The following is a 26573-nucleotide window of genomic DNA, read 5'->3' on the forward strand; positions in this document are numbered from 1 at the left end:
CGTCCTTTGGCTCGATATAACGATGCCCGGACCCTATAGTTATTATTCAGACAGGTTGAATAAACTATAAATAAAAGAAAAAATCAATGTTTACTATAGGAAACGAGGTTTCTGAAAAGTTATCTGATCGATAATGTCACCAATGTTGGGAGCTTCTGTTATTGAGCGGATGTGATGAACAAACGATGCTATCAACAGGTTAAGAATGTCGCTTATCGTGGCAGGAAGAACATCACACAGAGTGTTATGCTGGTGTTTCTTTTGATTCCCCAAATAATGATAAGAAATGGGGGCTTTATGCTCAGTTTCACTAAAGTCTTGCAGCGTGCGCGCTGGTTTGTTTGTTGTTTATTGCTGGCAATGACGGCGTGGGTGTCTGCGGCGGCAGATCGGATAGATACCCCCAGCTTGCTGTCGTCACGGGCAAGTGAAGGGTTGTTGCTGGATATTGCAAAAGCCGGTGATCGTCTTGTGGTTGTGGGTGATCATGGGCGTGTTCTTGTTTCGGATGATCAGGGAGAAGACTGGAAACAGGTTCAGACCCCGGTCAGTGTATTACTCACATCTGTTTACTTTTCTGATGACCAACACGGGTGGGCGGCAGGTCACGATGGTGTTGTCATTCATACAGCGGATGGCGGTGACACCTGGATCAAGCAACTTGATGGACGACAGTTAAACCAGTTGCAACTAGACACTTACCAGGCGTTATTTGATGCAGGAGGTGATCCTAAGGCAGCGGATCTATCACTCGAGGATCTGGAGCTCTTCTTAGATGATGCCATGGTAGCGGTAGAAGAGGGGCCGACTCAGCCAATACTGGATATCTACTTTGTTAATAACCAGAAAGGCTTTGTGCTGGGTGCGTATGGCCTGCTACTGAAAACCGAGGATGGCGGAAGCAGTTGGGCGGTGTTGTCGCATCATGTGCCCAATCCGGACCGTTTTCATCTGAATGCACTTTTAGCTGATACGAAACTAGTTAATCAGCAGTCAATCAATCAACAGATGACAGACCAGCAAACACTTATCATCGCCGCTGAAGCAGGCCTGTTATTCAGATCAGACGATCAGGGGGAGTCATGGGTGGCACTGGACTCTCCTTATGAGGGCTCATTTTTTGGCTTATCCGCCTATCAAGATCAGGTATTAGCACTGGGTTTACGAGGCCATCTGTTTGCCAGCCAGGATCAGGGTGATTCATGGCAGCAAGTGGCGTTGATCCGTTCGGCATCCATGTCGGGTGCAGCCACCTATATGGATGAGAAGAAGGAAGAGATTATGTTGGTGGGGCAGGGAGGATTAGTCTTACACGGTCGGTCGCTTGATCAACTTAACGTATTTGATGCGCAAGATCGTCGGGCATGGAGTAGCGTTGTTCGTGTCAAAGATGGATGGGTGCTGGTGGGCGAGAAAGGCATAAAACGGATAACGGATAAGGCACTGGAGGCGAGTTATGAGTAGTTCATCGCCTACGCCAGAAAAAACATCAGGGCTGACATCCGCGTTATTAGGGCCGATTAAGCTATCTGAGCAAATTATAGAGCGGGTGCTGTTTCACAAACGCTTGCCGGTATTACTGATTTTTGTGCTGATGACGCTTTGGTTAGGCTTTCAGGCAGTACAGATTCGACCGGATGCCAGCTTTGTTAAGATGATTCCGACCAGCCATCCCTATGTTGAAAACTATCTCAAATACAGAGACGACCTGTCCGGCCTGGGCAATAGTTTACGCGTGGTGGTGGAAGCAAAAGAAGGCGATATTTTCACTGCGAAGTTTCAGGACACGCTCAAACAAGTCACCGATGAAGCTTTTTTTATTCCGGGCGTAGATCGCTCGGCGCTTAAATCGATATGGACGCCTAACGTACGTTGGACCGAAGTGACCGAAGAGGGCTTCGAAGGCGGACCGGTTATTTCGCCTGAATATGATGGAAGCGCCGCCAGTCTGAATCAGCTGCGCACTAACGTGCTGCGCTCAGGGCAGGTGGGTATTCTGGTGGCGAACGATTTTAAATCCGCCATTATCCAGATGCCGCTGTTTGATAAAGATCCCTCCACCGGCGAAAAACTTAACTATCAAGCCTTCTCCGGCAAGGTGGAAGAATTAATCCGCCAGAAGTATGAAAACGAAGACATTCGTATCCGTATTACCGGCTTTGCCAAAATCATCGGTGATCTGATTGATGGCGCCAAATCGGTCGCACTCTTCTTCGCCATTGCTATCGGCATCACGCTGGTATTGTTATATCTCTACTCCGGCAGTGTGACCGGTACGCTGATTCCGATTGGCTGCTCGCTGGTGGCTGTTGTCTGGCAAATGGGTTTATTAAAAACTCTCGGTTATGGTCTCGATCCTTACTCCATGCTGGTGCCTTTTCTGGTATTTGCCATTGGTGTGAGTCACGGCGTACAGGTAGTGAATACGATTCGCCTGGAACAGTCAGAAGGCGCCGATCCGTGGTTAGCCGCCCGTCGTGCTTTTCGTGCGATCTATATTCCTGGCTTAACCGCGTTATTGTCGGATGGCTTAGGCTTTGTCACCTTAATGGTGATCGATATTCAGGTGATACAGGATTTAGCGGTAGCGGCCTCTGTGGGTGTCGCGGTTATCGTTTTAACAAACCTGTTATTGCTGCCATTGCTGATGTCTTATGTGGGCGTGGGTGACAAAGCTATCGCTAAAATGCACGCCAGCCAGAATAAAGCCAGCTCCCGTTGGGAAGTGCTCACGGTGTTTGCAAAACCTCGCGGTGCTGCTATTGCTGTGGCCTTTGCGTTGCTTGCCTTGGCTGCAGGTCTCTACGGAAGTCAGAATCTGAAAATTGGCGATCTGGATAAAGGTGCGCCCGAGCTGCGGGCTGATTCACGTTACAACCTCGATAATGCTTTTGTAACGGACCATTATTCCACCTCCAGCGACATCTTTGTCGTGATGGCTACTACGGCAAGAGACAAATGTACCAGCTTCGCAACGTTGTCGATGGTAGATAACCTCCAACAGTTCTTAACCAATGTGCCGGGTATTCAAAACAGTGTATCACTGGTGGATGTCTCTAAACGTGTCACCTCGGGTCTGAATGAAGGTAACCTGAAGTGGCGCAGTGTCAGCCGTAATCAGTATGTGATCAACGCGTCGCTGGCGTATGTCCCTTCCGGCTTTATGAATGGGAGCTGCTCGCTGTTACCGGTGATTATCTTTCTCGATGATCATAAAGCAGAAACACTGGAGCGTGTCTCGACCGCCATTGCCAGTTTTGCCGCTGAACATAACAGTGAGGAGCTGAAATTTGAAATGGCTGCCGGAAACAGCGGTTTTGAAGCAGCGACTAATGATGTTATCGGCACAGCACAATACGAGATGCTTGCCTGGGTGTATGGTGTGGTGAGTATTCTCTGCTTGCTGACCTTCCGCTCAATCAAAACAGTGATCTGCATTATTGCACCGTTAGCGCTTACCTCTGTGCTGTGTCAGGCGTTGATGGCGTACCTGGGTATTGGCGTTAAAGTTGCCACCTTGCCGGTTATCGCTTTAGGTGTCGGTATCGGTGTGGATTATGGCATCTATATCTATTCACGCTTGAGTACCTATCTATTGGAGGGTAAACCTTTGCCGGAAGCCTATCTTGCTACATTGAAAACTACCGGCTCCTCAGTTGCATTTACCGGACTGACGCTGGCGATAGGTGTGGTCCTGTGGCTATTTTCACCAATTAAATTCCAGGCCGACATGGGCGTGTTGCTTACCTTTATGTTCCTCTGGAACATGTTGGGTGCACTCATCTTGTTGCCAGCGTTAGCCTGCTTGCTGCACAAACGGGAAGTGGTTCAGGCCGAGGAGAATTTGCATGTTTAATAATAAGATACTGGTGGCACTGGATGCCAGTGACGCAGCCGAAAAGGCGTTTAAGCGCGGTGTGTTAATCGCCGATCGCATGGGCTGTAAACTGGAAATTCTCTGGTTGTTTGTACCCTTGTCGGACCACCCGCTAAAACGTTTAGTTGCGGCACTGGAGGCTGATGGGCTCACGATTAAAGAGCACTATCAGGAGGAAAAAACCTTATTGCAGGATGTATTAACACGTTGGCAAGATGATCATTTCTCACTGCTGGTTAAAAGCTGCGAAGCCACCCACAAAGGCCTGATGGCACCGCTGGATTGGCAACTGCTGCGCCAAACCCCCTGTCCTGTGTTACTGGTAAAAAGGGACAGCCTGTGGGAAGGCGGCAAGATTATAGCGGCGGTAGACCCGCTTTCGCGCAAAAAAAGTTGCTTACAGCTCAATCAAGGCGTTTTGATGATGGCCGAATTTGTCAGCAGAGAAGCTAAAGCCGAACTGCAGGTGGTGGTTTCATATGCGCCGCCGATGTTAGGTGCCGAGCCCGTCAATCAATCCGCCAGCCTCTCGGAAGAAAGAGCAGCCAGCGCCGCAAAATCACTGCTTAGCAGCATGCAACTTAAACCCTCCGCATATCATTTGGGAGAAGGACCGCCAGAATACTGGATTCCCAAAGTAGCCGAAGATCAACACGCCGCGCTGGTGGTTATCGGCACACATGGCCGCGATGGCATAAAAGGCGCCTTGCTTGGTAATACCGCTGAACGCATACTCGATCGTCTTAGCTGTGATGTGCTGGTATTGCGTGCGGGCTTATGCGTGGATATTGATAAAAGTTTGTAGCCCGCCAAAGAATCTCTACAATAGCGACAAGCTCCTAACCTTCTGATAAGCACGGGAGCACTAAGGAGCTTGTATGCGTTTGAAAATGATCACACTTACCCTGTTAACATTGGCTTTATCCGCTTGTTCAATAATTCCCGACCTGCCCGGTCCAATTGGCATTCCTGGCTTATAAGCTGGGTTTTATGCTTCATTGTTATTATTAACAGGTGTTCTCCCTGCGCATAAAATTAAGCGCTAACATCGGGAGCATGCTGATTCCCGACCCATATAGGCAATAGGCTGAAATCCATTCTGTAAAATTCCTTGTTCAGTGAGCCCTTTCCAGTTAATAAGAAAGTATTAGTGATAGCTCATTGATCTTTAAGGCAATAGGTTTATTCTCATGCTAAAGGAATGAATAACAGCAAGAGCATGGAGGCTTCTTTTGTCGATCAACGCCACTCCCATGCTTCTTTCAAGTTATTGGTTTATAAAATTATGTGCCGCCAGTCTTATTGTTTGTCTCCTTGTTAAGGGACAAATAGTTATCAGGCTGCGGGCTTTATAATTTTAGCGGTTAGAATTTTTTTAGGGCATATAGGGATATCTGATGAGAAGAGGACGATATTATCTTGGCCGAGTCGTTAAAATAAATCTCGATCAAGTAAGCTTGATGAATGCTATTGCAAACGCTCCTATCATTACGATCGGTAAATTCGACTGGACTATTACAGACATTACAGATAATAGGCATGATGAATTTCCTTATGTTTTTGGAAAGTTGTCTAAATATGCAAAAGATGGTCATGCGAAAGTCATTGACGAAATTAGTCGCTCACAAATAGACGCGGATGTACCTAATCTCCTCGAGGCAAGTTCTTCCTTTGTATATTTACCTGAATGTTCAGGAATAGCTTTTTTACATGTATGGAACGGAATTCAAGAAGATGTATTCACTAGAAGGTTTAAATCTGTAATTGAGGCTGCATTTGACGGTTTTATGGTCGCTTGTGATGTCGAGCCAATATCGGATTACCGTGCGTTTACTAGTCGGTTGAAAAAGTTGAGCCACTTTACAGAGTTTTCGGCAACTGTTTATCCTCCCAACCCTTTATTTGGCCGATTGTGGGGGAGTCTAAATGAATATATTGATAGCCGGAATGCATCAGAAGTCTCAGTTAAAGAGCTTACCTCCAAGCCAAAAGGTTTGAAATCAAAAATAATCGAGCTTATGGATAAGATCATGGATTCTCCAGACTATGAGCCAGATGAAGTACCCGCGATTGGTGATGCAGCAATACTCATGGCTGCAGATGGTTATGGAAGAGGTAAAGTAGTTGGTTTTGACGGTGTTGATGAAGTTGTAATTAAAACAAGCGACACCCAGAAAAGCTTCCTCCATGAAAAAGAACCAGCGCCTAATGAACTTGCTTTAAAGGCAAAATCTCAGTTTGATAAAGTTTCAAGAGAAAGGGATATGAAGCACTAATGAAAGCGCTCTACTATTTAAGAGTTTTTTTCATCAGCTATGAGTTCGTTTTCCTAATTTTAAGTTTTGCTATCTATATCTTTTACGGGGAATTTATTGGGAAGTATTTTCTGACGATGTCAATAAATGAAGATGCCCTAAAGTGGGCAATGTTTTTCCCGATTAGTATTTCTGGTTGGACACTGAAAGAAGGAATTGGTGTGCTTTTTCCTGACGACCGGACTTCCAAAATATTACATTCATGGCCCGATTATTGGAGGCTCAAAATTCATTTTAATGTTGGTGTTTTGAATTGTATTATTTATCTTCTTCCATGTATCGGTGTCTGGTTTGTTGGTGGACTGAATACATTTGATGGAGCATGGTTGTTTTTCATGTTTGCTGTTGCTATCTCACTGAATGCTATTAGTTTCTACACTGCGAAAATAAGTATTAGAAGTGCATTAATCAGGTCTATTGAGTAGAAAAATTCTAACAAGAGCGTCAATATGATGCTCTGATGCTCGATCGCAATAAATGGGATCAGAGTAAACTTACTGTTGTGGATTAGTTCCTCTGACCTTAATCTGGGAGTTGAATTCGTGCTCAACTAAAGCCTGAGAGCTGGTTAGGGCCTCCAAAAAAAGCAATTGAAGCTCATCGAAAAATCAAGGAAAAAAATAATGAAAAAAGTAGTACTTTGCGCTGCTGTAACGGTGTCACTCTTATCAGGATGTGCCTCTGTTCCAATGGAGTCTCTAGAGCAAACTGAGATGGCAAAACAGTTTAATGCTCCTTCTGCTGGAAATGCTGGATTATATATTTATCGTGCAGGCTCATTTGGCGGAGCACTCAAGAAAGATGTCTGGGTTGATGGCAAATGTATCGGGGAAACGGCGCCTAACATTTTCTTCTACGAAGAGGTTAGCGGTGACGCGGAGCATAAAATATCCACAGAATCGGAGTTCTCACCAAACGACCTTCTTCTAAAAACAGAAAATGGTAAAAATTACTTCGTGAGTCAATACATTAAATTAGGTGCTTTTGTGGGCGGGGCTAATGTAGAACTGGTTGATGAGGAAAAAGGAAAGGCAGCCGTTGCAAAACTAAAAATGGCGAAAAAGGGACAATGCAGTAAATAGAGCAACACGTGTGGCGTGTTGTGTAGCTGCAATCTGCCTTATTCATTCGCCCGATGTACGAAGTTTTAGCTGTTGAGGAGCCCCGCATGTTCCATTTACTGTACAAGTTGACCTGCTGAGACTAAACTTGTCTTATTAGTTGTACATGTGGAGGCTGTATGAAAATCGTATCTTTTACAGAAGCTAGAAATGGCTTAAAAGCGGTTTTAGATGGTGTGGTTAACGATGCGGATACCACCGTCATCACACGTCGGGATGCCGAAGATGCCGTTGTGATGTCTTTAGATTATTACAATAGCCTAATGGAAACCGTGCATTTATTGCGTTCGCCGGCAAATGCAGAGCATTTGAACCGTTCAATTGCACAGTTCAAAGCAGGCAAAGTCACTCAAAGAGATTTAATGGATGAGTAGTCGTTTGCTTTCATGGACGGATGAGTCATGGAGTGACTACTTTTATTGGCAAACACAGGACAAAAAAACGCTTAAACGTATCAATAAGCTCATCAAGGATGTTAAGCGTTCCCCTTTTGAAGGCATTGGTAAGCCTGAACCTTTAAAAGAAAATTTAGCTGGTTTATGGTCTAGGCGTATCGATGATACGAATCGCTTGGTTTATGCTGTTGATGACAATGTAATTACGATAATTTCATGCCGCTATCACTATTAAATTTGGAGCTGTGCCGTGCAGCCCACAGATCTGAACCTTGTCTATTAAATAAGCCCAAGTAACGCTTATAGGCCGTGTCAGTGGCCAACCATAAAACCATCTGCAAGGCTGTTTACTTCATCTGTCTTTGTTGGCTGTTAAGTGTACTTAACAACCAACATACGGTTACCCCCCTACGCTTTTATCTTTCCTGCGAAGCTTTCAATCACCTGTGTTACTTTAGATGAATATTTTATTGGTTTTTTTACAGGGGCTTTTGTGCAGCCAGAGCAGATAGAAATTCAGCGCTTTTTACAGCGTTTCCCACCTTTTGATGCGCTACCGGATGAGGCATTGTCGCATTTAGCTAAGAAAGTCGAGATTGCCTACTATGTGGCGGGTAGCGATATCCTCAATTACGGTGAGCCGGTTAATGATTTGTTTGTTGTGCGCAGCGGTGCGGTGGAAACCTTTCGGCGTAATGGTGAGCTATACAACCGTCTGGACGTTGGAGGGGTTTTTGGCCAGATGGGGTTGATGATGCGTGGCCGGGTGCGCTTTCCCGCCAGAGCGCTGGAAGATACTCTGGTATATTGCATCTCGGCGGATCTGTTCAATGATTACTGCGATCAACATGATGACTTCTCCAATTATTTTGAAGTGGATAACGCCGCTTTGCTGCACCAGTCTGTTGCTGATCAGACTAACAAAAATGATTTGACGACGGATAAAGCAAAGAGTCTGCTGATGCATGGTGTCGTGACGGTGACTAAAGATACGCCAATCTGTAAAGCAGCGTTGATTATGACTCAGGAGAACGTGTCATCTTTATTGATCACCGATCCCGATAAGCCCATAGAAAATGATCCGGAAGATGATGACGGACAAGCCGTTGGCATTATTACGGATAACGACTTCATTAGCCGTGTCATCGCACAAGAGTTAGATTTGCAAACGCCGATCAGTGAAGTGATGTCCACTGATATGGTGTCGTTGGATGAAAATGCTTATGTCTATGAAGTGATGTTAACCATGTTGCGTTTTAATCTGCATCACTTGCCACTTCTTAAAAAGAAAAAGCCGATAGGCGTTGTTACTCTGGAGGATATTGTTCGCTACGAGTCCAAGAGTAGCTTGTTTTTAGTCAGAGGAATCTTTGCACAGAATAACGTTATGGAACTTGCCCGCTATGCTGAGTTAGTACCTGAAGCTTTCGTGCGCATGGTCAATGAAGATGCTAACTCGCACATGATTGGTTCGGCGATGTCGGTCATTGGGCGCAGTTTCAAACAGCGATTGTTAGAACTGGCGGAAGCAGAGTTGGGTCAACCGCCGATCCCGTATTGTTTTCTTGCGCTGGGGTCTATGGCGAGGGATGAGCAGTTACTGGTGACTGATCAGGATAATGCCATTATTTTTGATGATAGTTACGATGCCGATCTTCACGCTGAATACTTTTCTGCACTGACTACATTTGTTTGTGATGGTCTGAACGCTTGTGGTTATAGCTATTGCACCGGCGGTATTATGGCGACCAACCCTAAATGGCAGCTAACACGGAGCCAGTGGAAGAGGCTGTTTAGTCAATGGATTACCCGTGCTGATCCTGAGGCATTATTACACTGCTCAATTTTCTTCGATTTGGAGGGGGTGTGGGGCCGAGAGCAGTGGGCGACTGAATTACGTCGGCATATAGCTACTCAGGCAAAAAACAATAGCAGGTTTCTGGCAGCGCTGGCCAGAAATGCCTTATCCCGTACGCCGCCATTGGGTTTCTTTAAAGCATTTGTTATGGAAAAAGATGGACGGCATAACAATACCATAAACCTTAAACGCCGGGGGACAGCACCCTTGACCGATGTGATTCGTGTACATGCATTGGCGGTTGGGTCCAGAGCACGCAATTCGTTTGAGCGTCTCGACGATATCATTGAGACTAAATTGTTGCCGGAAGGCAAAGCCCAGGATCTGAGTGATGCGCTTGAGTACCTTTCTATTGTCAGGGTTAGGCATCAGGCGCACGATGTAAATCAGAAACTGCCGCCGGATAACAATATAGAGCCGGATAACTTGTCTCGTTTTGAACGACGAAACCTGAAAGAGGCGTTCCAGGTGTTAAGTGTAGCGCAGAATTTTCTTAAATTTCGCTATACGGCAATTACGCCTATCTCAGGTAAAAAAGAGTGACTACTGAGCGCGATCTACCCTTGGATTGGGTTGAATATTATATGCAGCGCTCGACCTCCTGTAAGAGTGAAATGGTCTTTGATTTTTATAGACAGGGAGTTATAAACCCCGAAACCCCGATTCGACAGGCACCGATGGTTGCGATGGATTTTGAAACCACGGGTTTGTCTTTAGAGGACTCCGAGATTGTCAGTATTGGTCTTGTGCCTTTTGATATCAGGCGGATTTATTGTGGTGAATCTAAGCATTGGGTTGTAAAGCCGGAGCAAGACATGACGGAGGAGTCCATCGTGTTTCATGGTATTACGCATTCTGCGGTGGAAGCCGCACCACCCCTTGAGGTAATTCTGGATGAGGTGCTGGATGCTATTGAAGGTAAGTTGGTCGTGGTTCATTATCGTTACATAGAAAGAGAGTTCTTTCATAAGGCGGTCATGGAGCTGTTGCATGAACCGCTTCTGTTTCCGCTGCTTGATACGATGCAGATAGAGGCAAATATCCTCAAGGGGCAGCAGGGGTTCTTTGAAAAATTACTAAAGAAGCCGCTTGATCCGGTTAGGTTAGGGTATTGTCGCAGACGTTATAATCTCCCACATTACGATGCACATAATGCTCTCACGGATGCGGTGGCCACTGCTGAGTTATTGCAGGCGCAGATTGCGCATCACTTGGATCCAGATATGCCTGTTAAGGATTTATGGGCATAAAAAGCTGGGCATAAAAAAGCTCGGCGAACCGAGCTTTGTGAATTACAGCATCAATTAATTAATTAATTGTATTTTCTTTCTGTTCTCAAGCCTAAGACCAGGCTCACACACATCAACAACAGTACGATGGTGAAAGGTAGGCCGGTAGAAATAGCACCGGCTTGCAATGCCTGGATAGCTTCTGTGCCGCCTATCCAGAGTAGCGCTGCTGCAATCGCACCTTCTGTGCTTGCCCAGAAAATTCGCTGAGGTACCGGAGCATCTATCTTACCGCCTGAGGTGATGCTGTCGATAACCAGTGAACCTGAGTCAGAGGAGGTAATGAAAAATACCAGAACCAGCAGAATGCCGATGACAGACAGAATAGTACCCATTGGCAGCTCATCAAACATCTGGAACATCGCCAGAGGTACTGATGTCAGGCCATCTGTGCCTAATGCTCCTATATTGTTCACCACCTGATCAATCGCAATGCCTCCATACACAGACATCCAGATGACAGTGACGCTGGTAGGGATAAGCAGTACGGCGGTGATGAATTCGCGGATGGTACGGCCTTTGGATACACGCGCAATAAACATACCTACAAAAGGAGACCAGGAGATCCACCAAGCCCAGTAGAAGACAGTCCAGCCCTGAAACCAGGCCTCATCTTCACGTCCATGCGGGTTGCTTAATGGAATAATATTTCCCAGATAGGCGCCGATTGTCTTTGGAATAGTACCCAGAGAGATAGCCGCTGCAGAAAGCGCTACAAAGACCAGCAGGACAAAGGCAATGATCATATTGACGTTACTCAGCAGTTTTACACCGCCTTCGATACCTCGTACCACTGAAATGATCGCCAGCAATGTAACGACAACAATCACCAATATTTGCAGACCGACACCTGCTTCAATACCAAACACATGATTAATACCCGCTGCCGCTTGCTGAGCGCCAAGGCCCAACGACGTTGCCAGACCAAACAGCGTTGCTAATACGGCGAGTATATCAATGATATGACCGGGCCATCCCCAAGTACGATCACCTAACAAAGGGTAAAAGACGGAGCGGATGGACAGTGGCAAGCCCTTGTTATAGGTGAAAAATGCGAGGGATACCGCAACCACCGCGTAGATTGCCCATGGGTGCAAGCCCCAGTGGTACATAGTGGCGCCCAATGCCATACGAGCGGCTTCAGGTGTTAGTGGTTCAACACCTAATGGCGTTTCATACCATCCAGTGAAGTAAGCAACGGGTTCTGCAACTCCCCAGAACATCAGCCCAATTCCCATTCCTGCAGCGAACAGCATCGCTAGCCAGGAAATCGTAGAGTGTTCTGCTTTAGCATCATCACCACCCAGGCGAACTTTTCCCCAGGGTGAGACAATCAAAAATAGGCAGAAAATAACAAAGAAATTTGCAGACCACATAAACAGTACGTCAAAGGTACCGATAATGTTCCACTTTATGCCGTCCAGATATCCTTTTGCAGTGGCTGGGTCTGATAACAATGTTGCTAATAGGAAGATTAATACCAGCGCAGCACTGATACCAAAAACACGGTTGTGGATATCAAATCCCCACTTTTGGACGTTGTCCTGACCAATAGTATAGTCCGTGTTATCTATACTATATTTATCTGTTTGTTCACTCATTTAACCCTCTTTAACATCCGTTATTACTATAAAAATATCTAGAAATGCATCACTTACAGGTTGCTACTAAGGTGTAGTGATGCCGCGATACAATAACATTTACCAGCGCTAAATAGGCGTCTAACTCAAATTATATTGAGATCAGATTGCAATGATTGCCAAGACATGTTCTTTTCCGTTGTTTGTAATAATTAAAGTACCTTCCAGAGGGTATTCTGTAGGTCTGCCTTTAGAGAGGTTTTCGCATGTCCGAAGTCAAACAAGAAGCGGCTACTAAAGGAAACGTTACTGAAGTTTTTAAAACGTTTCTCAAATTAGGGCTCACCTCATTTGGCGGGCCTATTGCTCATATTGGGTATTTCAGGAAAGAAATAATTGAGCGGCAGGGGTGGGTGAGTGAAAGCCAATTCAGCCAACTGCTCGCGATTTGTCAATTTATTCCTGGCCCTGCCAGTAGCCAGCTTGGTTTTTCTCTCGGTTTATTACGCGCCGGTTGGCTGGGGGCTATCGCCGCTTTTATTGCGTTTACGCTTCCCTCCGTGATCATGTTGCTTGCTTTTGCATTGGCACTTCCCGTTTTGGATGGACACATCGGGGAGTCGGCAATTCATGGACTGAAACTGGTGGCTTGTGCTGTTGTTGCCGACGCCGTACTGAGTATGTCTAAAAAGCTCTGCCCAGACATCTATCGACAGAGTTTAGCGGTATTGGCTGCCTGTGCGTTGTTACTAATGGGTTCAGTGTGGGCTCAGATTCTGGTCGTATGTGGTGGTGCGATTGCCGGTATGGTGTGTTGCCGTGAATCGGCTCAGGCAGTTGATAATCATACCCAAGTGACTTATGGAAAGCGGCTGGGCTTAGTGCTATTGGCAATGTTCCTGTTCCTTTTGCTTGCATTGGGGGTGGGTCCGGAAAAAGAGGGGCTCTACTCAGTTGCACAGGCTTTTTATAATGCTGGGGCGATGGTCTTTGGTGGAGGGCACGTAGTCTTGCCGTTGCTCGAAGACTCTGTTGTGGCGACGGGATGGGTTTCTAATGAAAGCTTTCTTGCCGGGTATGGTGCAGCGCAAGCGATTCCGGGCCCCATGTTTGCCTTCTCTGCCTACTTAGGTGCCATTATTCCTACGGAGCACGGGAGTTGGTTGGTCGCGTTAGTCGCTCTGACTTTTATGTTTTTACCGGGGTTCCTTTTAGTAGCGGCAGTGTTACCACTATGGCAGGCCATTTCTGTTAATCCGATAGCAGTCAATGCCATCGCAGGTGTTAATGCGGTTGTTGTGGGCATTTTGGGTGCGGCGCTTTACGATCCGATTTTAACATCAGGGATTACATCCGGCAGCGATTTAGCAATCGCGCTTGTCGCTTTGGGCATGTTAACGATATGGCGACTCTCACCCTTGTATGTGGTCGTGTGGTGTCTGTTTGCAAGTGTACTCTCTGCGCTGTTGTAGTCGAAAATATATTACTTTTATATCATGAGTGTAGGTACACATCGTTCATGCATAGCAGGGAAAAGTATTATACGGGTGGGTTAAAAGTAACCCATATGCCTATTAAGCGTCTCCCTGTACTTAAGTCTCTGTTTATATTCAACAAAACAACAAAAAATCTATCAGCAAAGCAGCTGCTGTAGTTCTATGCTGGGTGTTTTTTGCCCTAGCTTAAAGAAACTTTTGCATTTAGTTATTAATAATCAATTAGTTATGTTTTGGCATGTGATTTGTATGATTTCTAATAATGACTGCCGTTAACAGGGTATTGTTATGCGGTTTATGGTTTTTAAGCTGAGGAGATCGACATGGATATGGCGAATATACCTCGTAGTTTTTGGCATGCGCTGAGTTTTTGTATGGTGGCTGCAACGCTGGGGCTGCTGTATATCGCACAGTCATCCAGCAGTGTCTCAATCGAGATTGCTAATGCAAAAATTGAGTTGTCTTCGGCTATTTCGCAAGTAAAGGATATTAAGAGCGACCTTGAAGCAGAAAATATACGTCTGGCTGAGGTTAACTTACAGTTACAGGAGAAAATTAAAAATTGGGAAGCCGCTGCCAGACGGGATCCAGGCGCTATGTCATTGGAAGATCTCAATCTGGGTGAGGTACTCGGTCGCCCCAGTCCTATTGTTCAGGAAGCTATCGATCAAAGGCCTGCTAATGAGAACCCTGTTGTTCCGAATTCAAGTGCGCAAAATCCCAGAATTGCCCCACCGAGTGACCCGTATAGGGATATAGATGCCAAGATTCAATCGGCTGAGCAATATATAAGAAGTGATCGCAGGTCGTCAGCGAACTGAGGTTTGATATGAATAGAATTGCGAATATTCATATATTAACGAAGCGGTTGATTATTATGACCGCCTTGGCTGTGCTGTTGTTTAGTGGCGTTTTTGCGCTTAGCTTCTATTTTAGCCATCGGTTGATGATGACGTGGGCTGGTTTTATGTGCGGCATTATTGGTGGCTTTGTGAGTATCCAGCAGCGCATTAAAACAGTTTCAGATGAGGAGCTTGTATTACTCACTCAATCTTGGTTTCAGGTTTTATTGATTCCGATTTTTGGTGGAGTGTTTGCGCTGGTACTTTATTGTATTTTTTTATCTGGAATGATCTCGGGGAATTTATTTCCCCTTTTTTATATTCCTGAGCCGCAAAATGATACGCCTGATACGGCGTTTATGATCGATATATTGACAAAAACGTATCCGCTGACCGGGCAGGATTTGGCGAAGTTTCTGTTTTGGTCTTTTGTTGCGGGGTTCTCAGAAAGGTTTGTTCCGCAAATTATCAGTAATGTCGTTCGTAGCACAACAGAGCCAAGCGATACAACGGCGGATCATGGCAGTGAAAAGGGCAGCGCAAAGTAAGAAATGAGCCTTGATAATCAATGAGTGGGATCCAGGGGGATGGCGCCTGCTACTCTTGCCTCGCTAGCGGTCTGCTTGTTTTTAGCTTCTATCCATTGCGCCATGTATTTTGTACTTTTGTGATGGTGGTGACGCAGCATCTGCCCAGTGAAGTTATTTAACCGGTGTGCTGTTAGCTGCTCCGGTTCTAACAGGGCTGTAATGCGTTCCATCAGCCTCGCTTGGATAATAGTCTGATCGAATCGTTTGTTAAGTATCTGATATCCTACTGTTTGTGATACTTGCCACTGTGTTGCATCGGTATATAAACGGACAGCCGCCTGTGCAAAATCGACGGGTGTGTTGGCTTGCTCTCCACTCCAGACCTCCAGAGGATCAATCATTCCTTCGGTTCCGATTGAAGTAGTCACTGAGGGTGTGCCGTTTCTCATGGCATCAACGAGTTTTCCTTTTATCCCGGCACCAAAGCGTAGAGGTGCCAGCAACACGCGTGCTTCACGGATAACCTGATGTGCATCGTCTACCCAGCCCTTGATAAAAAAACCTTCTTTTGCATTGTGCAATGCTGTGGCTTTTGGCGGCGGGTAAGCACCGTAAATATGTAACTCAGCATGGGGTAATTGTAGACGGATCAGCGGCCATAATTGTTGTTTTAGCCACAGAACCGCATCCCAATTGGGAGCATGGCGGAAGTTGCCGATACTGATAAAGTGCTGCCGATCTATAAATGCAGGTTTATGAGGTCGTTCGCGGGGCAGCATAAAGGGGCAGTGAATCAACTGACTAGCGGGAACGTTAAAGTGCTCGGTTAATAGCCGTATCTCGATATCGGAAATCATCAGTGTCAGATCGCAGCGGTAAATAGCTGCAATTTCCCGCTGCGCCAGGTCGGTGTTGGTCATGCTTTGATACAAAGCGGGTAGTGATGAACCTGAGGATAGTGCCGGGATATCTAATTGATCGTCACGTAATTGCTGTTTTAGTAGCTGATGGCGTGCTTGCCGAAGGCTGTGCAGATCTTCGCTATCCAGTATCCGCAGTGCATCAGGGCAGCATTTCTCAACCCGCCAACCAAACTGCTCTTCCATCATGAAGCGATCAAATAAAACAATATCGGGTTGTAATGGCTTGATCCAGTCATCGAAGCTTGTTGAATTAAGCTCGATTGCTACCTCATCTACGTTCAATGCGCCAAGATCTGCCCGGTGCTCACTTAACGCCGCCGGGCTGGCAAAGGTGACCTGCCACTGCTGTGCTAAAAATAGCTCGATAAACGAAAGCATGTGGTATCCCGCTGCCGATGAGCGCGGTTCTGGCCATACATAACCGATAATCAATAATTTTTTCATCGCGCTATTTTAAACTAAAAAATGCATTCTCAGTTATATTATAAAGTGTTGGTTGAATTAATTTGTCAGATTTTTGCAGTGCACAATTATAGTGTTTATGCAGGTTATTGGCATGTTGAAACTATTTGTTAGTGATATTGGCATCTTTTGTTATTGGTGGTTGTGAGGTTTTCATCCATTCTTACTGAAATGATGAAATTGATGCTTACCCATTACATCGTGTTTTGCGGGTGCATAAAAAATAAGAACTAAGGAATTGATGACCATGCCAGATTATAAAGCGCCTTTACGTGAAATACAGTTCGTGATGAATGAAGTATTGGAGTCGGAAAAACACTATGCCAGTTTGCCCGGTTGCGAAGATGCAACGCCAGATATGGTGAATGCGATCATCGAAGAAGGCGCTAAATTTGCTGAGCGCGTGCTCGCTCCGCTAAATCAGGTAGGAGATCAGGAAGGCTGCCAGTTTAATGATGGCGACGTGAAAACTCCAACCGGCTTTAAAGAGGCTTATCAGCAGTATGTTGAAGGCGGCTGGCCGTCACTGTCTCACGACCCTGCACACGGCGGCCAGGGTTTGCCTGAGTCCATTGGCACGATTATCAGCGAAATGGTCGGTACGGCTAACTGGTCATGGGGTATGTATCCGGGATTGAGCCATGGAGCGATGAATACGCTTAGCGAGCATGGTACCGACGAGCAGAAAGCGGTTTATTTAACTAAGCTGGTGAGTGGTGAGTGGACGGGTACTATGTGCCTGACCGAATCACATTGTGGTACTGATCTGGGGTTGCTGCGTACCAAAGCTGAGCCGCAGGCAGATGGCAGTTATAAAATTTCGGGCAGCAAGATTTTTATCTCTGCCGGTGAGCACGATATGGCAGAAAACATTATTCATATCGTGTTGGCTCGTCTTCCGGATGCACCGGCAGGAACAAAAGGTATCTCCTTATTTATCGTGCCTAAATTTATGCCGCAAGGCGATGCTGTTGGCGCGCGTAACGGGGTTGTCTGTGGTTCAATTGAGCACAAAATGGGTATTCACGGCAACGCTACTTGTGTGTTGAACTTTGATGATGCGACCGGTTATCTGATCGGCCCGCCGAATAAAGGTTTGAACTGTATGTTTACCTTTATGAATACGGCGCGTTTGGGTACGGCTTTGCAGGGGTTGGCGCATGCAGAGTGGGGCTTCCAGAACTCCCTTCCATATGCCAAAGATCGTTTGCAGATGCGCTCGCTAACGGGAGCAAAGAACACTGACGGTGCGGCTGATCCGATTATTGTGCATCCGGCCGTGCGAAATATGTTGCTAACGCAGAAGGCCTTTGCGGAAGGTGGCCGGGCATTGATCTACTTCTGTGCCCAGCTTGTTGATAAGGCCAAACTGGCGGGTGCGGATGAAAAGCTTGAAGCAGATGCGCTGCTTGCGTTTTTGACACCGATTGCCAAAGCATTTTTGACTGAAACAGGCTTTGAGTCGGCTAATCATGGTGTGCAAGTGTATGGCGGCCACGGATATATTGCTGAATGGGGTATGGAGCAAAACGTACGTGATGCGCGCATCTCGATGTTGTATGAAGGCACGACTCAAATTCAGGCACTAGACTTGTTAGGCCGTAAGGTATTGATGTCACAAGGTGAATCGTTGAAAGGGTTTACTAAAATAGTACATAAATTCTGTAAAGAACACGCAAATAATGATGCAATGAAGCCTTTTGTTGAGCCATTGGCTACGCTTAATCATGAATGGGGCGAGCTAACCATGAAAGTGGGTATGAAAGCGATGCAGGATCGGGAGGAGGTCGGTGCTGCTGCGGTTGATTATCTGATGTACTCTGGTTATGTGACCTTGGCTTACTTTTGGGCGCGAATGGCTCAGCAGGCACAGCTGGCATTAGATCAGGGAACGTCTGAGGAAGCTTTTTACAAAGCAAAAGTAACAACGGCGCGCTTCTACTTTGCCCGTTTGTTGCCACGCACGCGTGCGCATGCTGAAATTATGCAGTCCGGGGCAGAGAGTCTGATGGCGTTGGATACAGAACACTTTGTCTTTTAAGGCGTGGACTTTATAGTGAGGCCTTTAAAGTGTGGATAGTAAAGTACCGGGCTGGCCGTTGGCTTGCGCAGCAATTTTTAAGTTATAAAGCAACGCGTTATCAGAAGAAGCGTAACCATATAAATATAAATAAAGTGATAAGTAACCGAGTAGAGGGAACCACTATGTCTGACCTGAGCAATATATTTGAAGAGATGAAAAATCGTTTTAATAGTGCAGCAGCCGCTGGATTGGATGTAGTCTTTCAGTATCAGATTGACGATGGCGAACCGTACCATGTCACTGTTAGTGAGGGTAATTGTGTTGTTGCTCAAGGTGAGCATGATGAGCCTTCCGTTACTTTATCTATGGATAGCCAAACTTTGCAGGAAGTTATTTCGGGTGAAACCGATGGAATGCAAGCATTTATGACGGGGCGTATCCGTGCAGATGGCGATATTATGCTGGCAACACGTTTAACGGCGCTTTTCCCGGTCGCATAAAGAACTTAGGTATAGAACTTAGGTAAAGAGCTTAGATAAAGCGCTTAGGAATGAATTTAAAAAAGAGTCGTTTACCTCATGGTGAGCAGACTCTTTGCGCCTACCCATAACAATAAAAGCAGGGGCAGTTGATGGATAATGCACGTGGTACCTGGATTCCTGAAGATCTCAATCCCGAGGGATATAAAACCGTTCTCGATGTAGTGTCCAGTGTGTGTCAGCGTTATGCCGAGCGCCCGGCATTTACCAGTTTCGGCAGGACGTTGAGCTTTGATGAGTTGAACCGCCTGGCCGATGCGTTTGCGGTTTATATTCAGCAAGAAACAGATTTGCAGCCGGGCGACCGGTTGGCGATTCAGTTACCGAATTTGATTCAATATCCCATTGTACTGTTTGGTGCTCTGCGGGCGGGCTTAGTAGTGGTGAATACTAACCCCTTGTATACCCCGCGCGAGTTGGAGCATCAGTTCAAAGACTCCGGGGCTAAGGCACTGGTGATTCATGCCAGCATGGCGCACAACGCCGAAAAAATTATTGATAAAACTCAGATCAAACATATTTTTGTGACTCAGGTGGGTGATTTGCATGGTTTTATCAAACGTACGCTGCTGAATACGGCAATCAAATACATAAAGAAGATGGAACCTGATTACAACCTGCCGATGGAAATATCGCTGCGTCAGGCGTTACTCAGCCGGGTAGGGCAACAACCACAGCCTGTGGTAGTGAAAACCGAAGATATGGCCGTTCTTCAGTATACCGGTGGCACCACGGGAGTTTCTAAGGGGGCTGTGTTAACACACGGTAATTTGGTGTCTAACATGCTGCAGGGCAGAGACCTTATGCGTCAGGCTGATAGTCATTGGTCTGATACATCGATAGCGCCCTTGCCTCTTTATCATATCTACGCATTCACTCTATCGCAGATTGTTATGGAAGCCGGAGGACACAGTGTTCTTATCGCTAATCCTCGCGACATCCCTGGATTCGTTAAAGAGATGAAAAATTGGAGTATGACGAGCTTTATGGGGTTGAATACCCTCTTTGTAGCCTTGTGTAATAACGAAGATTTTAAAGCGTTGGATTTTAGTCAGTTGAGGGTGACCATTTCCGGCGGAATGGCACTCACGCATGCGGCGGCGGATCAGTGGAAAGTCGTGACGGGGTGCGACATTATGGAAGGCTATGGATTAACTGAAACCTCGCCTGCTGTTGCGATCAACCCACCCGGTAATGTGAAGATAGGTACCATTGGCTGGCCGTTGAAAGCGACGGATGTACGTATCATTGATACTACTGGTGCTGCTGCGCCAACGGGTGTGGCGGGTGAACTTTGTGTTAAAGGTCCTCAGGTTATGCAGGGATACTGGCTGCGCGAACGTGAAACCCAGTCATGCTTTACCGATGATGGTTTTCTGATAACGGGTGATGTGGCTGTTCGTGAAGAAGATGGACGTTTGCGAATTGTTGATCGTGCAAAAGATATGATTATTGTTTCCGGTTTTAATGTCTATCCCAATGAAATTGAAGATGTAGTGACATCTCATCCAGGTGTTGTTGAATGTGCCGCCATTGGTGTTAAAGATGAACGTAGTGGCGAGGTGCCAAAACTGTTTGTCGTACGCAAAGACCCCTCGCTCACTGAGAAGGAGGTGATCAAGTGGTGTAAAGAGCATTTGACCAACTATAAAGTGCCAAAATCCGTGGTTTTCGTAGATGACCTGCCTAAGTCTAATGTGGGTAAGGTGCTGCGTCGCATGTTAAAAGATGATGTTGGCCAGCAGAAGGATGCAGACTGAGGAATGAGAGATGTCTTTATCTAAGCCGGTTCGTCGTAAACATGCTCATCGGCGCACCATTATCTGTAATGGCTATGAGCGGGAAGATGGGATGTGGGATGTTGAAGCACAAATGACCGATGTGAAAGCCGACTCTGTGGATAACCCAGAGCGTGGCGGATATGTCGCTGCAGGTGAAGCTTTTCATGATATGAAGCTGCGTTTTACGTTAGACAAGACGTTCTTAATTCATCAGGTTGAAGCGGCCATTGATGAATCTCCATTTATGATGTGTCCCGGTGCTGTGCATGTATTTAAGCGCTTGGAAGGCACACGTATAGGGCCGGGCTGGCAACGTAAAGCTAAAGAATTAGTTGGGGGCGCGCAGGGCTGCACGCATCTGCATGAATTGTTACCTGTTATGGCCACGACCAGTATCCAGAGCCTCTGGCCGAGTATGGACGAGGATGTCATGGATGCGGGTGCTAAAGTAATGTTAAATACGTGCCGTACCTGGGCGCAGGATAGTGATGTGGTAAAGCGCTACCTGCCTGAGTTATATATTGAAGATCCCGCCCTTCAGGGTTCATAGAATCTGGTCTTTTTAAAATATCCATGAAAACTGAGTGAAAATTATGAGCCAAGGAACACATGTCTTGCAACAGCGAGATGAGACATTAATGTTACTGAAAATTAACCGTCCGGATAAAAAGAATGCGCTAACGCTGGATATGTATCAGGCGCTGATTGATGGGCTGGTCGGGGCTGAGCAGGATGATAGCGTTCGGGTCGTGGTGATTTCAGGAACGACTGATTGCTTCACCTCCGGTAATGATATATTGGATTTCATGGCGGCAGCCTCTCAGCCTGATAAAGGCGCGTTACCACTGAAGTTTTTACAGACAATATCGACGTTTAGTAAACCCATTATTGCGGCCGTAGAAGGTGCTGCAGTAGGGATTGGTACCTCGATGTTACTGCATTGTGATCTGGTTTTTTGTAGCGAAACATCACGTTTTCAGCTGCCATTTGCACGCTTAGGTCTGGTGCCTGAAGGCGGAACTAGCTTATTACTGCCTCAGCAATTAGGGCATCGGTTAGCATTCGAGTTACTGGTGTTAGGTAATGCTGTTGATGGCAGGCGTGCTGCTGAGTTAGGCCTTGTGAATTATGTTGTTAATGAACCATTAGCTGAAGCGTTGAAAACAGCCCGGCAACTAGCCAGTATGCCGCCTCAGGCAGTGAAACAGAGTAAGCAAATGCTGAAGAGTCATCATCAGGAACTATTACAATCGGTACTGATTGACGAAGTTGAGCAGTTGACTGAGCGTTTAAGTTCTGCAGAAGCCAAAGAGGCTTTTACGGCGTTTATTGAAAAGCGTCAGCCGAATTTTAATTAAGCTATCAGGATGATAGTTGCAGACAGTTGCAATTGAAGTGGTTGGTATCAGTTATTTAAGATTTCTTTTACGTTCGCCTTTACGTTTACGTTAAGGTAATATAAATAACTGCTAAAAGACTACGTAGTTTCCCTTGTATTTGCGGAGTGTTTTGCGAGAATGGATGCAGTCGTCCATGAAACAGATGTTTTGTTATTATGGCTTGGCGGTGCAGAGCTATTATTGACCTAGACGTAAGGTCTGGCGTTCAGACCATCAAAAGAACAACAAAAGCGAGGCTTGTATGAAGATACTTGTCGCTGTAAAACGCGTAATTGATTACAACGTCAAAGTACGTGTTAAAGCGGATAAAACGGATGTGGATTTGGCTAACGTAAAAATGGCTATGAACCCGTTCTGTGAAATTGCAGTTGAAGAAGCTGTACGCCTGAAAGAGAAAGGTGTTGCCAGTGAAATCGTCGTAATCTCGATTGGTGCTAAACAGTGCCAGGAACAGATTCGTACGGCATTGGCGCTGGGTGCTGACCGCGGAATTCATATTGAAACAGTTAATGCACCGGATTCACTGTCAGTGGCAAAATTGATGGCTAAAGTCGTTGCTGAAGAACAGCCAGGTTTGGTTATTCTGGGTAAACAAGCCATCGATTCTGATAACAATCAGACTGGCCAGATGCTAGCGGCATTGCTGGATCGTCCTCAGGCAACCTTTGCTTCTGAAGTTGTTGTTGAAGGTGATAAGGTCACTGTGAAACGTGAAGTAGATGGCGGTTTACAAACGCTTGAGCTGGACCTGCCAGCTATCGTTACTACTGACCTGCGCTTAAATGAGCCGCGTTACGCATCTTTGCCTAATATCATGAAAGCTAAGAAAAAACCGCTGGATGTGAAAACACCCGAAGAACTGGGTGTTACGCTGAGTAGCAATATTACATTGGTTGCCGTTGAGCCACCTGCTCAGCGAAAAGCGGGTATTAAAGTAAGCTCGGTTGCTGAGCTGGTCGATAAACTGAAGAATGAAGCGAAGGTACTGTCATGAGTATTCTAGTTCTTGCAGAACATGATAATCAGGAGCTGAAATCAGCAACACTGAATACCGTTGCTGCGGCAGTTCAAGTCGGTGGCGATATCGATATTCTGGTAGCGGGTAGTGGCTGTCAGGCAGTTGCTGAACAAGCGGCAAAAATAGCGGGAATTCGCAGCGTACGCGTCGCTGATAATGCTGTTTATGAAAACCATTTGGCTGAAAATACGAGTAAGCTGATTGTTTCCATCGCTGAAGGTTATACCCATATTTTTGCATCCTCAACGTCGGATGGTAAGAATATTTTGCCACGTGTTGCTGCATTGCTGGATGTTAACCAGTTATCTGATATCACTGCGGTTGTTAGCCCTGATACTTTCCAGCGCGCTATCTATGCAGGTAACGCCATTGCGACGGTTAAATCAGCAGACGCTGTCAAAGTAGCTACTGTCAGAGGTACTGCTTTTGACGCGGTTGCAGCAGACGGTGGTAGCGCATCTGTTGATGCCATCGCCGATGTGATTGCTTCTGAGAATTCACGTTTCTTGAGTGCTGAACTGGCTAAATCCGATCGTCCTGAATTGACGTCTGCATCTATTGTGGTGTCAGGCGGGCGTGGAATGGGTAACGGCGAAAACTTCGAGATGTTATACACTCTGGCTGACAAGCTTGGTGCGGCTGTGGGTGCATCACGCGCGGCAGTAGATGCGGGCTTTGTTCCCAATGATATGCAAGTAGGCCAAACCGGTAAGATGGTGGCGCCTGATCTGTATATTGCTGTCGGTATCTCGGGTGCGATTCAGCATCTGGCAGGTATGAAAGACTCTAAGGTTATTGTTGCGATCAACAAAGATGAAGAAGCGCCTATCTTCCAGGTGGCTGATTATGGTCTGGTTGCTGATCTATTCGACGTGATTCCTGAGTTGCAAGCTGCACTGTGATATCACAGTTGTTTTCGTAGCATCGCTACGGACCTCCAGAAGGGCTGCTTAATGCAGCCCTTTTTGTGCTCTGCATCATGATCTTTTCTTGGCTTTTACGCCTGCAGTAATTGCCATGCGCATGGCTTCTTCAACGCTGATATCTAGTCGGGTTAAGCGATTTTGTTCGACATAAACAGTAAACCCGCCTATCTGATAACTCATCGGCAAGTACACACCTACTTTATCCTCTTCAGCGAATAGCTTTTTTCCGGCGGCGACGCCCGTTACGAATCCTATCAGGTGGATATTGTTGCCCATGTCGATTGATACGACACTGCGTAAATCATCCTTTTTATTCGTAATATTAAAGACAGTGACAATGTCTTGAATGGTGCTGTAAACCGATTTTACCACCGGGATTTTTTCTAGCAGTCGGTCGCCTAATTTTACCAGATAGCGAATACCGTATAGATTCACCACTATGCCGATTAATACTAAGACGACGACACTGGCAAGAATGCCTAGTCCGGGGAAGTAGAAGGGAATGGGAATCAGTGAGAGCAGCAACGGTTTGGCGAGTTCCTCCATAAAAGTAAACAGCCAATAGATGAAATAAACAGTCAGCCCTAACGGCAGAACAGCAATAAGCCCCTGCAGAATAAATGTAAATATCCGGTTCATTTGTCGTCACTCTCTATGAGCTTACGCAGGTATAGCGCAATACTCTACCTGCGTATGCTATCAACATTGGTTGAACTTTGTTCGTATTTCGCTGCACTGCGGTATTAATAGCTTTGTGGAGTTTACCCCATGCTCATGAGGCTGGTTATCCACAGGCTCTGGGGGTAACTCTTCAGATGATTCCTGAGATAATTTTCAGGTGTGTCAAATCTCGTGAAAGATAAAAGCAGCCAAAAGGCTACTTATTGCTGAGGTGTCAACTATAGTTAAACTTTTGGTAGATATGATAGGGAGGAATATCCAGATATGATGGCAACTCTCGTACAGCAGATAGAATAAACATAATACGTTGGAGGATGTTGTCGACCGCCAACATTACACATGCTAATAGTGCGTAGGCCTCTGTTAGAGCCTTCTTTTCACTCGAAATAAATCAACACTCCAGACGCAGGCTCCTTACGGTGTTCGCTGACCAATTGGTTATTACACCTGAAAAGGGAGTGCAGAAAATAGGAAAATGAGTAACGGATCTTAACTGGCATACTGATAAATATCGTTTAATTTACTGGAAATATACGTGCAGAAAAATTTTAAAACACCAACAAAATTGAGTAAATTTAAGTATAAGGAAGATCGCTGGCCTGTTTTTATCATTCTAACACTGACTATTATTGATTTTGTCCTGTACTTTACAGTCAATAACATCGTGCTTCTTGTTAGCTATTATCTGTTGATGATTCTTCCAAAAGGGGTCATCTGTGCATGGAATCACCACCACCAACACCTTTTTACATTTCGAAATACCTTACTCAATCGCGGTTTAGAATTCATTTACGCTTTGCACACCGGTGTAACAACGCATCTTTGGCGCCTACATCATGTATTGGGCCACCATGTGAACTTTCTCAATCAAGAGCAGGATGAGAGCCGTTGGAAACGCAAAGACGGTACTCGTATGGGAGTGGTAGAGTACACACTAATTGTTGCCTTAACCGCTTATACACGGGGCTATAGCGTAGGAAAGCGCTACCCAAAACAATTTAAACCCTTTCTGATTTATACCGCGATAACATCTATTATCGTCGCCATTCTTGTCTGGTATAAGCCCGTTGCAGGCCTGTTGCTATTCGTCTTACCCATGATCACCAGCCTTCTTTTCACCGCCTATGTGACATACGATCATCATTCAGGTCTGGATACGGAAAACGAATTTGAAGCCTCTTACAACAACCTGGATCCGCTTTTCAATCGTTTAACCGGCAACCTCGGATACCATACCGCACACCACCATAAACAAGGAGTGCACTGGTCAAAATTACCGGCACTGCATGCGAAGATTGAAGCTGAAATTCCTACTCACCTTTACCAAAAATCTATTTTTACCCGAATGTTTGTTGGAAGATGAATCCGTTCATGTTTTGTCTTTTACTTCTGATTTTTATCTGCAATTGCGACTCTTTCCGCTCGATATTCTCAGGCCGGTTAAAACCAGCATCGTGGTTTAAATCTCGATCTTATCAGACACGCTGAAAGGCTTTTTCGCGTCTTATCTCGCTGCA

The 26573-nt window shown here is 45.9% G+C and carries 24 protein-coding genes; 21 read left to right on the forward strand and 3 right to left on the reverse strand.

Annotated features, from left to right (window positions below; all coding sequences use genetic code 11):
- The first annotated feature begins 297 nt into the window (after positions 1-297).
- From BM099_RS14980 to BM099_RS15025, 10 genes are all read left to right on the forward strand, one after another.
- The gene (locus BM099_RS14980) at positions 298-1464 is read left to right on the forward strand and encodes a WD40/YVTN/BNR-like repeat-containing protein (protein WP_177201201.1); all 1167 of its coding nucleotides are present in this window, start codon (positions 298-300) and stop codon (positions 1462-1464) included.
- A complete protein-coding gene (locus BM099_RS14985; RefSeq protein WP_090728958.1) occupies positions 1457-3856 on the forward strand; it encodes an efflux RND transporter permease subunit in 2400 nt (799 codons plus the stop codon). The genes BM099_RS14980 and BM099_RS14985 overlap by 8 nt, the downstream gene beginning before the upstream one ends.
- Positions 3849-4682: a universal stress protein gene (locus tag BM099_RS14990; RefSeq protein WP_090728959.1), complete on the forward strand. Its 834-nt coding sequence runs from the start codon at positions 3849-3851 to the stop codon at positions 4680-4682. The genes BM099_RS14985 and BM099_RS14990 overlap by 8 nt, the downstream gene beginning before the upstream one ends.
- A 592-nt stretch (positions 4683-5274) precedes the next feature.
- The gene (locus BM099_RS14995; protein WP_090728961.1) at positions 5275-6153 is read left to right on the forward strand and encodes a hypothetical protein; all 879 of its coding nucleotides are present in this window, start codon (positions 5275-5277) and stop codon (positions 6151-6153) included.
- A complete protein-coding gene (locus BM099_RS15000) occupies positions 6153-6617 on the forward strand; it encodes a hypothetical protein (RefSeq protein WP_090728962.1) in 465 nt (154 codons plus the stop codon). Before BM099_RS14995 ends, BM099_RS15000 begins: the two co-directional genes overlap by 1 nt.
- A gap of 198 nt (positions 6618-6815) precedes the next feature.
- Positions 6816-7274, forward strand: a complete 459-nt coding sequence (locus tag BM099_RS15005; RefSeq protein WP_177201202.1) for a DUF2846 domain-containing protein — start codon at positions 6816-6818, stop codon at positions 7272-7274.
- 158 nt (positions 7275-7432) lie between these two features.
- Positions 7433-7687 carry a type II toxin-antitoxin system Phd/YefM family antitoxin gene (locus tag BM099_RS15010; RefSeq protein WP_090728964.1) on the forward strand — a complete coding sequence of 85 codons (255 nt, stop codon included), beginning with the start codon at positions 7433-7435 and terminating at the stop codon, positions 7685-7687.
- The gene (locus BM099_RS15015) at positions 7680-7943 is read left to right on the forward strand and encodes a Txe/YoeB family addiction module toxin (RefSeq protein WP_090728966.1); all 264 of its coding nucleotides are present in this window, start codon (positions 7680-7682) and stop codon (positions 7941-7943) included. Before BM099_RS15010 ends, BM099_RS15015 begins: the two co-directional genes overlap by 8 nt.
- Positions 7944-8201: 258 nt before the next feature.
- Complete coding sequence (locus BM099_RS15020; RefSeq protein WP_090728967.1) at positions 8202-10109, forward strand: DUF294 nucleotidyltransferase-like domain-containing protein; 1908 nt, start codon at positions 8202-8204, stop codon at positions 10107-10109.
- Positions 10106-10816, forward strand: a complete 711-nt coding sequence (locus BM099_RS15025) for a 3'-5' exonuclease (RefSeq protein ID WP_198064017.1) — start codon at positions 10106-10108, stop codon at positions 10814-10816. The genes BM099_RS15020 and BM099_RS15025 overlap by 4 nt, the downstream gene beginning before the upstream one ends.
- A 62-nt stretch (positions 10817-10878) precedes the next feature.
- Here the strand turns inward: BM099_RS15025 and BM099_RS15030 are convergent, their stop codons facing one another.
- The gene (locus tag BM099_RS15030) at positions 10879-12456 is read right to left on the reverse strand and encodes a BCCT family transporter (protein WP_090728969.1); all 1578 of its coding nucleotides are present in this window, start codon (positions 12454-12456) and stop codon (positions 10879-10881) included.
- Positions 12457-12701: 245 nt separating this feature from the next.
- Here BM099_RS15030 and chrA point away from each other — a divergent pair, with 245 nt between their 5' ends.
- The 3 genes from chrA to BM099_RS15045 all read left to right on the forward strand — a co-directional run bounded on the left by chrA (position 12702) and on the right by BM099_RS15045 (position 15321).
- Positions 12702-13907 (forward strand): chromate efflux transporter, encoded by a 1206-nt coding sequence (gene chrA, locus BM099_RS15035; RefSeq protein WP_090728970.1) that lies wholly within the window; start codon positions 12702-12704, stop codon positions 13905-13907.
- 347 nt (positions 13908-14254) lie between these two features.
- Complete coding sequence (locus tag BM099_RS15040; protein ID WP_090728972.1) at positions 14255-14752, forward strand: hypothetical protein; 498 nt, start codon at positions 14255-14257, stop codon at positions 14750-14752.
- Positions 14753-14829: 77 nt separating this feature from the next.
- The gene (locus tag BM099_RS15045) at positions 14830-15321 is read left to right on the forward strand and encodes a hypothetical protein (protein WP_198064016.1); all 492 of its coding nucleotides are present in this window, start codon (positions 14830-14832) and stop codon (positions 15319-15321) included.
- 17 nt (positions 15322-15338) lie between these two features.
- On the opposite strand, the gene BM099_RS15050 is transcribed toward BM099_RS15045, so the two are convergent.
- Positions 15339-16670, reverse strand: a complete 1332-nt coding sequence (locus tag BM099_RS15050; protein WP_090728975.1) for a glycosyltransferase — start codon at positions 16668-16670, stop codon at positions 15339-15341.
- A gap of 265 nt (positions 16671-16935) precedes the next feature.
- Here BM099_RS15050 and BM099_RS15055 point away from each other — a divergent pair, with 265 nt between their 5' ends.
- The 7 genes from BM099_RS15055 to BM099_RS15085 all read left to right on the forward strand — a co-directional run bounded on the left by BM099_RS15055 (position 16936) and on the right by BM099_RS15085 (position 24351).
- Positions 16936-18729, forward strand: a complete 1794-nt coding sequence (locus BM099_RS15055; RefSeq protein ID WP_090728976.1) for an acyl-CoA dehydrogenase C-terminal domain-containing protein — start codon at positions 16936-16938, stop codon at positions 18727-18729.
- Between the two features lie 164 nt (positions 18730-18893).
- Complete coding sequence (locus BM099_RS15060) at positions 18894-19211, forward strand: SCP2 sterol-binding domain-containing protein (RefSeq protein ID WP_090728978.1); 318 nt, start codon at positions 18894-18896, stop codon at positions 19209-19211.
- Positions 19212-19342: 131 nt separating this feature from the next.
- Positions 19343-21010 (forward strand): AMP-binding protein, encoded by a 1668-nt coding sequence (locus BM099_RS15065; RefSeq protein ID WP_090728980.1) that lies wholly within the window; start codon positions 19343-19345, stop codon positions 21008-21010.
- Positions 21011-21020: 10 nt separating this feature from the next.
- Positions 21021-21581 (forward strand): DUF2889 domain-containing protein, encoded by a 561-nt coding sequence (locus BM099_RS15070; protein WP_090728982.1) that lies wholly within the window; start codon positions 21021-21023, stop codon positions 21579-21581.
- 43 nt (positions 21582-21624) lie between these two features.
- A complete protein-coding gene (locus BM099_RS15075) occupies positions 21625-22389 on the forward strand; it encodes an enoyl-CoA hydratase (RefSeq protein WP_090728983.1) in 765 nt (254 codons plus the stop codon).
- 283 nt (positions 22390-22672) lie between these two features.
- Positions 22673-23425, forward strand: a complete 753-nt coding sequence (locus tag BM099_RS15080; RefSeq protein WP_090728986.1) for an electron transfer flavoprotein subunit beta/FixA family protein — start codon at positions 22673-22675, stop codon at positions 23423-23425.
- Positions 23422-24351, forward strand: coding sequence for an electron transfer flavoprotein subunit alpha/FixB family protein (locus BM099_RS15085; protein WP_090728987.1), 930 nt, complete (start codon positions 23422-23424; stop codon positions 24349-24351). The genes BM099_RS15080 and BM099_RS15085 overlap by 4 nt, the downstream gene beginning before the upstream one ends.
- 75 nt (positions 24352-24426) lie before the next feature.
- Here BM099_RS15085 and BM099_RS15090 read toward each other — a convergent pair whose 3' ends face one another.
- Positions 24427-25014: a DUF502 domain-containing protein gene (locus BM099_RS15090; protein WP_090728989.1), complete on the reverse strand. Its 588-nt coding sequence runs from the start codon at positions 25012-25014 to the stop codon at positions 24427-24429.
- 577 nt (positions 25015-25591) lie between these two features.
- On the opposite strand from BM099_RS15090, the gene BM099_RS15095 reads away from it, so the two are divergent.
- Entirely contained in the window at positions 25592-26419 is an 828-nt protein-coding gene (locus BM099_RS15095; RefSeq protein ID WP_090728991.1) for a fatty acid desaturase, read from the forward strand.
- Positions 26420-26573: the final 154 nt, after the last annotated feature.

The organism is Neptunomonas qingdaonensis (assembly GCF_900113275.1).
GTDB lineage: Bacteria > Pseudomonadota > Gammaproteobacteria > Pseudomonadales > Balneatricaceae > Neptunomonas > Neptunomonas qingdaonensis.

Excerpts from the sequence above, each read along its gene's own strand:
- BM099_RS14980 (WP_177201201.1), top strand. The coding sequence starts at position 298 with ATGCTCAGTTTCACTAAAGTCTTGCAGCGTGCGCGCTGGTTTGTTTGT.
- BM099_RS14985 (WP_090728958.1), top strand. The coding sequence starts at position 1,457 with ATGAGTAGTTCATCGCCTACGCCAGAAAAAACATCAGGGCTGACATCC.
- BM099_RS14990 (WP_090728959.1), top strand. The coding sequence starts at position 3,849 with ATGTTTAATAATAAGATACTGGTGGCACTGGATGCCAGTGACGCAGCC.
- BM099_RS14995 (WP_090728961.1), top strand. The coding sequence starts at position 5,275 with ATGAGAAGAGGACGATATTATCTTGGCCGAGTCGTTAAAATAAATCTC.
- BM099_RS15000 (WP_090728962.1), top strand. The coding sequence starts at position 6,153 with ATGAAAGCGCTCTACTATTTAAGAGTTTTTTTCATCAGCTATGAGTTC.
- BM099_RS15005 (WP_177201202.1), top strand. The coding sequence starts at position 6,816 with ATGAAAAAAGTAGTACTTTGCGCTGCTGTAACGGTGTCACTCTTATCA.
- BM099_RS15010 (WP_090728964.1), top strand. The coding sequence starts at position 7,433 with ATGAAAATCGTATCTTTTACAGAAGCTAGAAATGGCTTAAAAGCGGTT.
- BM099_RS15015 (WP_090728966.1), top strand. The coding sequence starts at position 7,680 with ATGAGTAGTCGTTTGCTTTCATGGACGGATGAGTCATGGAGTGACTAC.
- BM099_RS15030 (WP_090728969.1), bottom strand. The coding sequence starts at position 12,456 with ATGAGTGAACAAACAGATAAATATAGTATAGATAACACGGACTATACT.
- chrA (WP_090728970.1), top strand. The coding sequence starts at position 12,702 with ATGTCCGAAGTCAAACAAGAAGCGGCTACTAAAGGAAACGTTACTGAA.
- BM099_RS15040 (WP_090728972.1), top strand. The coding sequence starts at position 14,255 with ATGGATATGGCGAATATACCTCGTAGTTTTTGGCATGCGCTGAGTTTT.
- BM099_RS15050 (WP_090728975.1), bottom strand. The coding sequence starts at position 16,670 with ATGAAAAAATTATTGATTATCGGTTATGTATGGCCAGAACCGCGCTCA.
- BM099_RS15055 (WP_090728976.1), top strand. The coding sequence starts at position 16,936 with ATGCCAGATTATAAAGCGCCTTTACGTGAAATACAGTTCGTGATGAAT.
- BM099_RS15060 (WP_090728978.1), top strand. The coding sequence starts at position 18,894 with ATGTCTGACCTGAGCAATATATTTGAAGAGATGAAAAATCGTTTTAAT.
- BM099_RS15065 (WP_090728980.1), top strand. The coding sequence starts at position 19,343 with ATGGATAATGCACGTGGTACCTGGATTCCTGAAGATCTCAATCCCGAG.
- BM099_RS15070 (WP_090728982.1), top strand. The coding sequence starts at position 21,021 with ATGTCTTTATCTAAGCCGGTTCGTCGTAAACATGCTCATCGGCGCACC.
- BM099_RS15075 (WP_090728983.1), top strand. The coding sequence starts at position 21,625 with ATGAGCCAAGGAACACATGTCTTGCAACAGCGAGATGAGACATTAATG.
- BM099_RS15080 (WP_090728986.1), top strand. The coding sequence starts at position 22,673 with ATGAAGATACTTGTCGCTGTAAAACGCGTAATTGATTACAACGTCAAA.
- BM099_RS15085 (WP_090728987.1), top strand. The coding sequence starts at position 23,422 with ATGAGTATTCTAGTTCTTGCAGAACATGATAATCAGGAGCTGAAATCA.
- BM099_RS15090 (WP_090728989.1), bottom strand. The coding sequence starts at position 25,014 with ATGAACCGGATATTTACATTTATTCTGCAGGGGCTTATTGCTGTTCTG.